10 protein-coding genes and 1 pseudogene are annotated in these 7,683 nt (G+C 41.7%); all 11 read left to right on the top strand.

Annotated features, from left to right (window positions below):
* Positions 1-282 (top strand): DsrE family protein (locus tag ACJML3_RS08385; RefSeq protein WP_406022300.1); only part of this gene is annotated, 282 nt, incomplete at its 5' end.
* Positions 283-582: a hypothetical protein gene (locus tag ACJML3_RS08380; RefSeq protein ID WP_406022299.1), complete on the top strand. Its 300-nt coding sequence runs from the start codon at positions 283-285 to the stop codon at positions 580-582.
* Positions 582-824, top strand: coding sequence for a hypothetical protein (locus ACJML3_RS08375; RefSeq protein ID WP_406022297.1), 243 nt, complete (start codon positions 582-584; stop codon positions 822-824). The genes ACJML3_RS08380 and ACJML3_RS08375 overlap by 1 nt, the downstream gene beginning before the upstream one ends.
* 161 nt (positions 825-985) lie before the next feature.
* Complete coding sequence (rpsL, locus tag ACJML3_RS08370; protein ID WP_219938165.1) at positions 986-1,360, top strand: 30S ribosomal protein S12; 375 nt, start codon at positions 986-988, stop codon at positions 1,358-1,360.
* A gap of 85 nt (positions 1,361-1,445) precedes the next feature.
* Positions 1,446-1,916, top strand: a complete 471-nt coding sequence (gene rpsG, locus ACJML3_RS08365; RefSeq protein ID WP_219938166.1) for a 30S ribosomal protein S7 — start codon at positions 1,446-1,448, stop codon at positions 1,914-1,916.
* Between the two features lie 18 nt (positions 1,917-1,934).
* Positions 1,935-4,043: pseudogene (gene fusA / locus ACJML3_RS08360) on the top strand (elongation factor G).
* A 62-nt stretch (positions 4,044-4,105) separates the two neighbouring features.
* Complete coding sequence (gene tuf / locus ACJML3_RS08355) at positions 4,106-5,290, top strand: elongation factor Tu (protein WP_406022294.1); 1,185 nt, start codon at positions 4,106-4,108, stop codon at positions 5,288-5,290.
* A 106-nt stretch (positions 5,291-5,396) separates the two neighbouring features.
* Positions 5,397-5,855, top strand: a complete 459-nt coding sequence (secE, locus tag ACJML3_RS08350; RefSeq protein ID WP_406022292.1) for a preprotein translocase subunit SecE — start codon at positions 5,397-5,399, stop codon at positions 5,853-5,855.
* A gap of 179 nt (positions 5,856-6,034) precedes the next feature.
* Positions 6,035-6,550, top strand: a complete 516-nt coding sequence (gene nusG / locus ACJML3_RS08345) for a transcription termination/antitermination protein NusG (RefSeq protein WP_406022302.1) — start codon at positions 6,035-6,037, stop codon at positions 6,548-6,550.
* A gap of 240 nt (positions 6,551-6,790) precedes the next feature.
* Complete coding sequence (gene rplK, locus ACJML3_RS08340; protein ID WP_219938156.1) at positions 6,791-7,219, top strand: 50S ribosomal protein L11; 429 nt, start codon at positions 6,791-6,793, stop codon at positions 7,217-7,219.
* A gap of 4 nt (positions 7,220-7,223) precedes the next feature.
* Positions 7,224-7,683, top strand: a 460-nt coding sequence (rplA, locus tag ACJML3_RS08335) for a 50S ribosomal protein L1 (RefSeq protein ID WP_406022290.1), incomplete at its 3' end; no start/stop codon positions are given.

Raw genomic sequence — 7,683 nt, 5'->3', positions numbered from 1 at the left:
CAAAGAGCCTACGAAGATAAGCTTAATATAAAAGGTATATTTTTCAGATATGATGCGGCTAGCATAACTTCTGTAGAGATGGAAAAACGATCAGATTTGTATGGCATTCAGAAAACTTACACTGATCTGTACGAGAAATATAAAATTCCAATGTATGTCTGCGGTGGTGACCTTCAGGAAAAAGGTATATCAGTAGAGAGTATAGAAAAATCCTTTACATTATCAGGAAATGCAGAGCTGTCTATGATGATATCCACATGTGACAAGGTACTGGAGTTATAAATGATCACAATTGTAATTAAAACTCCTTTCAGTCAGTCGATGACATATAAACAGGGAATTGAATGCTCTTTAAATCTTGCTGATGCAGGGGATGATGTATGTGTATTTCTATCACAGACATTTACAGAGGATCTTATACTGTCATCAAATCAAGATAGTGTAGCTGAAAATGTAAGAAAACAGTTAAAGCAGTTAGAGCTATATGAAATACCGATATATTCTTCATGTGGATTTACATCAACGCAAAAAGCTAAATTAAATGATTTGGTTAAGGTCAGCTCAAAAGTGGTGGTGTTTTGATGAAAGTTTACATAATCAGCGACAAAAGAGATATCTCAAATTGGTTATCTAGCAGTTGTGATGTAGGCAATATCACAAACGATGATTACTGCTTTATTTCATTTAGTGCGGATCTTGAAAAAGTAAGAGAAAAATGCTCATTTATTCAAACAGAAAAACTGTTTTGTTTAGAAGATGTTGGATCTTTAGAGCTGTTATATTCGCTATTAAAAGAAAAAAGTACAATTCTTGTTAATCTTTAGTTATAAAAAAAGCGATAATTTTTCTCTCATTTCCCATAAAAAAGCCGTTTCGAAAAAAAATATTTGATCTTTGATTTATATTTGTATTAAAATTCACAGACCCTATTTGTAGGGGTATAGTAAGATCTGTCCATTTTGGACTAACAGGAGATTTTAATTTAATGTCTACTATTAATCAGTTGGTTCGCAAGCCACGCGTTAAAGTAGTTTCTAAGAACAAGGTTCCAGCTCTGGAAGCTTGCCCACAGAAACGTGGCGTTTGCACCCGTGTTTATGCTACCAAGCCTAAAAAGCCTAATTCAGCTATGCGTAAGGTATGCCGTGTTCGTTTAACTAATGGTTTTGAAGTTACTTCATACATTGGTGGTGAGGGTCACAACCTTCAGGAGCACTCTGTAGTAATGATCCGTGGTGGTCGTGTTAAGGATTTACCAGGTGTTCGTTACCACACCATTCGTGGTTCTTTAGACTGCGCTGGTGTTAAAGACCGTAAGCAAGGTCGCTCTAAGTATGGTGTTAAGAAGCCTAAGGCTTAATATAACCCCTGTAGAGTAAGGCCAAACAAGTTTAATTAATGAAATTTTAGGTTTTGGAAAACCCTGAAATTAAGAGGATTTATAAATGCCTAGACGTCGTGAAGTTGCTCAGCGTAAAATTTTGCCAGATCCAAAATTTAATTCTGAGTTATTAGCAAAGTTTATCAATGTCGTAATGCAGGATGGTAAGAAGTCCATCGCTGAAGCCATCGTATATGGCGCATTAGACACCATTTCTGAGAAGAGCGGCAAGGACCACCTCGCCCTGTTTGAGGAGGCACTTGAGCACATCCGCCCAGACGTAGAAGTTAAGTCTCGTCGTGTTGGTGGTGCTAACTATCAGGTTCCAGTTGAAGTTCGTCCTGCACGCGGTAACGCATTAGCTATGCGTTGGTTAGTTGAGGCTGCTCGTAACCGTCATGAGAAGAGCATGGCAGCAAGATTAGCAGCTGAAATGGCAGATGCAGTTGAGAACAAGGGTACTGCAGTTAAGAAGCGTGAAGATGTTCACCGTATGGCTGAGGCTAACAAGGCATTCAGTCACTTCCGCTGGTAGTACAGGAGTTAATTTATTATGGTTCGTGAAACACCGATTAATCTCTATCGTAACATCGGTATCAGTGCTCACATTGATGCTGGTAAGACAACCACAACCGAGCGTATCTTATTCTATACAGGTAAGAGCCACAAGTTAGGTGAGGTTCACGATGGTGCTGCTACCATGGACTGGATGGTTCAGGAGCAGGAGCGTGGTATTACAATTACTTCAGCTGCTACAACATGTTTCTGGCATGGTATGGCAGGTCAGTGGAAGAATGCATACCGCTTCAATATTATTGACACCCCAGGCCACGTAGACTTTACTGTTGAAGTAGAGCGTTCAATGCGTGTTCTTGACGGTGCAGTTATGGTTTACTGTGCTGTAGGTGGTGTTCAGCCACAGTCTGAGACCGTATGGCGTCAGGCAGTTAAGTACAAGGTTCCACGTATTGCTTTCGTTAACAAGATGGACCGTACTGGTGCTAACTTCTTACGTGTTGTTGAGCAGATCAAGACTCGTTTAAAGGGTAACCCAGTTCCATTAATGTAACCTATCGGTAAGGAAGATAATTTCGTTGGTGTAGTTGACTTAATCAAGCGTCAGGCTATCGACTGGGATGAAGCATCTCAGGGTATGAAGTTTGAGTACACCGAAATTCCTGCAGATATGGTTGAGGAAGTTGAAGAGTGGCGTACCAAGTTAGTTGAAGCAGCTGCTGAGGCTAACGAGCAGTTAATGGATAAGTTCTTTGGTGGCGAAGAGTTAACTGAAGAAGAAATCAAGGCTGGTTTACGTGAGCGTACATTACGTAACGAAATCATCCCTATGTGCTGTGGTTCAGCATTCAAGAACAAGGGTGTTCAGGCAATGCTTGACGCTGTTGTTGAGTACTTACCATCTCCAGCAGATGTACCTGATGTTGAAGGTAAGACCTTAGATGGCAACCCAGATACACGTAAGGCTGATGATGCAGCTCCATTCTCAGCATTAGCATTCAAGTTAGCTAACGATCCATTCGTAGGTAACTTAACATTCTTACGTTGCTATTCAGGCGTTATCGCATCAGGCGATACCGTTATGAACTCTGATAAGCAGAAGCGCGAGCGTTTTGGTCGTTTAGTTCAGATGCACGCTAACGCACGTCAGGAAGTTAAGGAAGTTTACGCAGGTGATATCGTAGCAGCAATTGGTTTAAAGGAAACCACAACAGGTGATACCTTATGTGATCCTGAGCATCCAATTCTACTTGAGTCAATCGAATTCCCAGAGCCAGTTATCTCTGTTGCTGTTGAGCCTAAGACTAAGGCTGACCAGGAGAAGATGGCTATCGCTTTAAACCGTTTAGCTCAGGAAGATCCTTCATTCCGTGTTCGCACTGATGAAGAGTCTGGCCAGACCATTATTTCTGGTATGGGTGAGTTACACCTTGATATTATTGTTGACCGTATGCGTCGTGAGTTCAAAGTTGAATGCAACGTTGGTAAGCCACAGGTAGCATACCGTGAGACAATCAAGGCTCAGGTTGAGCAGGAAGGCAAGTTTGTTCGTCAGTCTGGTGGTCGTGGTCAGTATGGTCACTGCTGGTTACGTATCGAGCCTCTCGAGCAAGGCAAGGGTTACGAGTTCGTTAACGAGATCGTTGGTGGTGTTATTCCTAAGGAATACATTCCAGCTATCGATAAGGGCTGTCAGGAGCAGATCGCTAACGGTGTTATTGCTGGTTACCCAGTAGTAGACGTTAAGATCACTGTATTTGATGGTTCTTACCACGAAGTTGACTCATCAGAAATGGCATTCAAGATTGCAGCTTCTATGGCATTCAAGGATGGCTTCAAGAAGGCACAGCCTGTATTATTAGAGCCATTAATGAAGGTTGAAGTTGACACTCCTGAAGAGTACATGGGTGATGTTATCGGCGATTTAAACCGTCGTCGTGCTCTTGTTGAAGGTATGGAAGACGGCCCTATGGGCAAGATCGTTCATGCTATGGTTCCTCTCGGTGAAATGTTTGGTTACGCAACAGACCTTCGTTCACAGACTCAGGGCCGTGCTTCTTACGTAATGGAATTTGGCCACTACGCTGAGGCTCCAAGAAATATCGCTGAGGCAGTTATTGCTGAGCGTCAGACTAAGTCTGAATAATTTATTTGTTAATTTAACTGGTGCGGTTACCCCCGCACCTCTAAAACTAAGGAAATTAAAAAATGGCAAAAGAGAAGTTTGTCCGTGGTAAGACCCACGTAAACGTTGGTACCATTGGTCACGTTGATCACGGTAAGACCACTTTAACTGCAGCTATCACTACTGTTTTAGCAAAGACTTTCGGTGGTGAGCCACGTAAGTTCGACCAGATCGATAACGCACCAGAAGAGAAGGCTCGTGGTATTACCATTAACACCTCTCACGTTGAGTACGATACAGCAAACCGTCACTATGCACACGTTGACTGCCCAGGTCACGCTGACTATGTTAAGAACATGATTACTGGTGCAGCACAGATGGACGGCGCTATCTTAGTAGTAGCAGCAACTGATGGTCCTATGCCACAGACACGTGAGCACATTCTTTTAGCACGTCAGGTAGGCGTACCATACATCGTAGTATTCTTAAACAAGTGCGATATGGTTGACGACGAAGAGTTATTAGAGTTAGTTGAGATGGATATCCGTGATCTGTTAAATCAGTATCAGTTCCCAGGCGACGACACTCCAATCATCCGTGGTTCAGCATTAGGCGCATTAAACGGTGAAGAGAAGTGGGAAAAGGCTGTATTAGAGTTAGCAGAGACCTTAGACTCATACATCCCAGATCCAAAGCGTGATATCGATGATCCATTCTTATTACCAATCGAAGATATCTTCTCAATTTCAGGTCGTGGTACTGTAGTAACAGGCCGTGTTGAGCGTGGTATCGTTCACGTAGGTGATGAAGTTGAAATCGTTGGTATTCGTCCAACCACCAAGACCACTGTAACTGGCGTTGAAATGTTCCGTAAGTTATTAGACGAAGGTCGTGCAGGTGATAACGTAGGTATCTTATTACGTGGTACAAAGCGTGATGAAGTAGAGCGTGGACAGGTATTAGCAGTACCAGGCTCAATCACACCACACACCAAGTTCACAGGTCAGGTATACGTATTATCAAAGGATGAAGGTGGTCGTCATACTCCATTCTTCAAGGGCTACCGTCCACAGTTCTTCTTCCGTACAACCGATATTACCGGTACAATCGAGTTACAGGAAGGCGTAGAGATGGTAATGCCAGGTGATAACACCGATATGTCAGTAACCTTAATCCACCCAGTAGCTATGGCTGAGGGTGAGAGATTCGCTATCCGTGAGGGTGGTCGTACTGTAGGTGCTGGTGTTGTTGGTAAGATCATCGAGTAATACCTTTTTATACTAGCATTATTATGTTCCGCAACAGCAGTTAAATGCTGTTGCGGTTTAATTGTCTATAGCGAATGAATCGCGATATTTAAAACGGATAAATCCTATGGCAGACAATAAAGGCAAAGTTGCCACTGCAGATAAAAAAAATACAGCTAAAAAGCCTGCTCAGGGGGCAAAGGCTGATCTTTTCATCTCTCCAGCATTAAGTGCTGTATTCTGGATTCTTTCAGTTGTAATTGTAGCTTCTGCTATTATTGGAAATTACTATTACACTAATTTTGTAGTTGTTGATGAAACAACATTTGGTCGTTTAGCACGTGTTGCTATTGTTATATTGGGGCTTGCTTTAGGTTTAGGCAGTGCACTTTTAACAAACAAGGGCCGTGCTTTATTAAGTTTTTCACGCCAGGCATATACTGAATTAAGAAAGGTTGTATGGCCTACACGTCAGGAAGCTGTTCAGACAACTTTTATTGTATTTGTTGCAGTTTGCGTTGTAAGTTTATTCCTGTATTTCTGTGATGTAATCTTCTTACAGATTGTTCGCCTATTTACTTTATAAGTTAGTCTTCTAAGGATGTAACTATGACTAAAGATGAAATTGTTGATGCACCATTAATGACTGAAGCTCCATCTTCTACAGAAGCTTCAAGTGCAGTTCAGACCGTTGCTTCCGAGGAAGGAAAGGCACCTGCAAAGAAGAATAACTATTTTGGTGGTGATTCTTTCCGCTGGTACGTTATTCAGGCCTTTTCTGGCTTTGAGCAGAGAGTTGCTTTAACTTTACAGGAAAGAATTAAGATCCATGGTATGGAAGAATACTTTGGCGAGATTCTTGTTCCAAAAGAGAAAGTTAAAGAAATCAAAGATGGAAAGAAGCGCGAGTCAGAGAGAAAGTTTTTCCCTGGATACGTTTTAGTTAACATGAGAATGACTTCTGAGTCATGGCAGTTAGTTAAGCATACAGATCGTGTTTTAGGTTTTATTGGCGGAACTTCTGAAAAACCTCTTCCTATTACTGAAGCTGAAGCAAATAAGATTTTAAATCGCCTCAAAGAGACTGAGGATTCACCACGTCCAAAGACAATGTTCGAGGTTGGTGAACACGTTCGTGCAATTGAAGGTGCTTTCAAAGATTTCGTTGGTACTGTTGAAAAGGTTGATTATGAAAAGAATCGCCTAACAGTTTCAATTGCTATTTTTGGAAGAGCAACTCCAGTTGAACTCGACTTTACTCAGGTAGAAAAAGATCTTTAATTCTTGCATGTGCAACCTATCAGGTTGCACATTCTGATAAAATCCTTCAAATTCAATTATCTTTGAAAATCTTGCCGATAAAAAAGCGGTTTATAAAAAAAATAGTTGATCTGTGTCTAAAAATTCTGTATAATCTCAAAACTATTTTTTACGAGTAATCGTGAGAATAGAAATACCATTATTGGTCGGGAAGCGTGTTAGCACACGCGATATTACCCATATTTTATAGGAATCTTAAAAATGGCAAAGAAAGTTACTGCCTATATCAAATTACAAGTTGGTGCTGGTAATGCTAATCCAGCTCCACCAGTTGGCCCAGCTTTAGGTCAGCACGGTGTTAACATTATGGAGTTCTGTAAGGCATTCAATGCTAAGACTTCAAACATGGAAAAGGGTTTACCAGTTCCTGTTATTATCACCGTATATTCAGATAAGTCATTTACCTTCGTATCTAAGTCAACCCCAGCTTCTTACTTAATTAAGAAGACTTTAAATCTTAAGTCTGGTTCTCACAAGCCAGGTACTGAGGTTGCTGGTAAGATCACTATGGATCAGTGCCGTGAAATTGCTAAGGCTAAAGAGCCTGATATGACTGGTGCAGACGTTGATGCATCAGCACGTACCATTGCTGGTACCGCACGTTCAATGGGCATCCAGGTGGAGGGTTAATTCGATGGCTAAGATTGCAAAGCGTTTAAAAGAGATTCGTGCAGCTGTTGATAAGACCAAGCAGTATGATGTTAAGGCTGGTTTTGAGTTATTAAAGTCAACCGCTAAGGCAAAGTTCGTAGAGAGCGTTGATGTATCAATCCAGTTAGGCATTGATGCTACTAAGTCAGATCAGAACGTTCGTGGTGCTACCGTATTACCTCATGGTACTGGTAAGACCGTTCGCGTTTTAGTATTCACCCAGGGTGAATTAGCTGATCAGGCTAAGGCAGCAGGTGCTGATTTCGTTGGTATGGACGAGTTAGCAGCTGAAGTTAAGAAGGGCAAGTCAGACTTTGACGTTGTTATTGCTTCTCCTGATGCAATGCGTGTTGTAGGTCAGTTAGGTCAGATCTTAGGTCAACGTGGTTTAATGCCAAACCCTAAGGTTGGTACTGTAACTCGTGACGTTCCAACTCCAGGTA

Source organism: Succinivibrio sp., assembly GCF_045124615.1.
In the GTDB taxonomy this organism is placed as follows: domain Bacteria; phylum Pseudomonadota; class Gammaproteobacteria; order Enterobacterales; family Succinivibrionaceae; genus Succinivibrio; species Succinivibrio faecicola.
This window is presented reverse-complemented; position numbering and strand designations above follow the sequence as displayed.

Excerpts from the sequence above, each read along its gene's own strand:
- secE (WP_406022292.1), top strand. The coding sequence starts at position 5,397 with ATGGCAGACAATAAAGGCAAAGTTGCCACTGCAGATAAAAAAAATACA.
- tuf (WP_406022294.1), top strand. The coding sequence starts at position 4,106 with ATGGCAAAAGAGAAGTTTGTCCGTGGTAAGACCCACGTAAACGTTGGT.
- rpsG (WP_219938166.1), top strand. The coding sequence starts at position 1,446 with ATGCCTAGACGTCGTGAAGTTGCTCAGCGTAAAATTTTGCCAGATCCA.
- rpsL (WP_219938165.1), top strand. The coding sequence starts at position 986 with ATGTCTACTATTAATCAGTTGGTTCGCAAGCCACGCGTTAAAGTAGTT.
- ACJML3_RS08375 (WP_406022297.1), top strand. The coding sequence starts at position 582 with ATGAAAGTTTACATAATCAGCGACAAAAGAGATATCTCAAATTGGTTA.
- rplK (WP_219938156.1), top strand. The coding sequence starts at position 6,791 with ATGGCAAAGAAAGTTACTGCCTATATCAAATTACAAGTTGGTGCTGGT.
- ACJML3_RS08380 (WP_406022299.1), top strand. The coding sequence starts at position 283 with ATGATCACAATTGTAATTAAAACTCCTTTCAGTCAGTCGATGACATAT.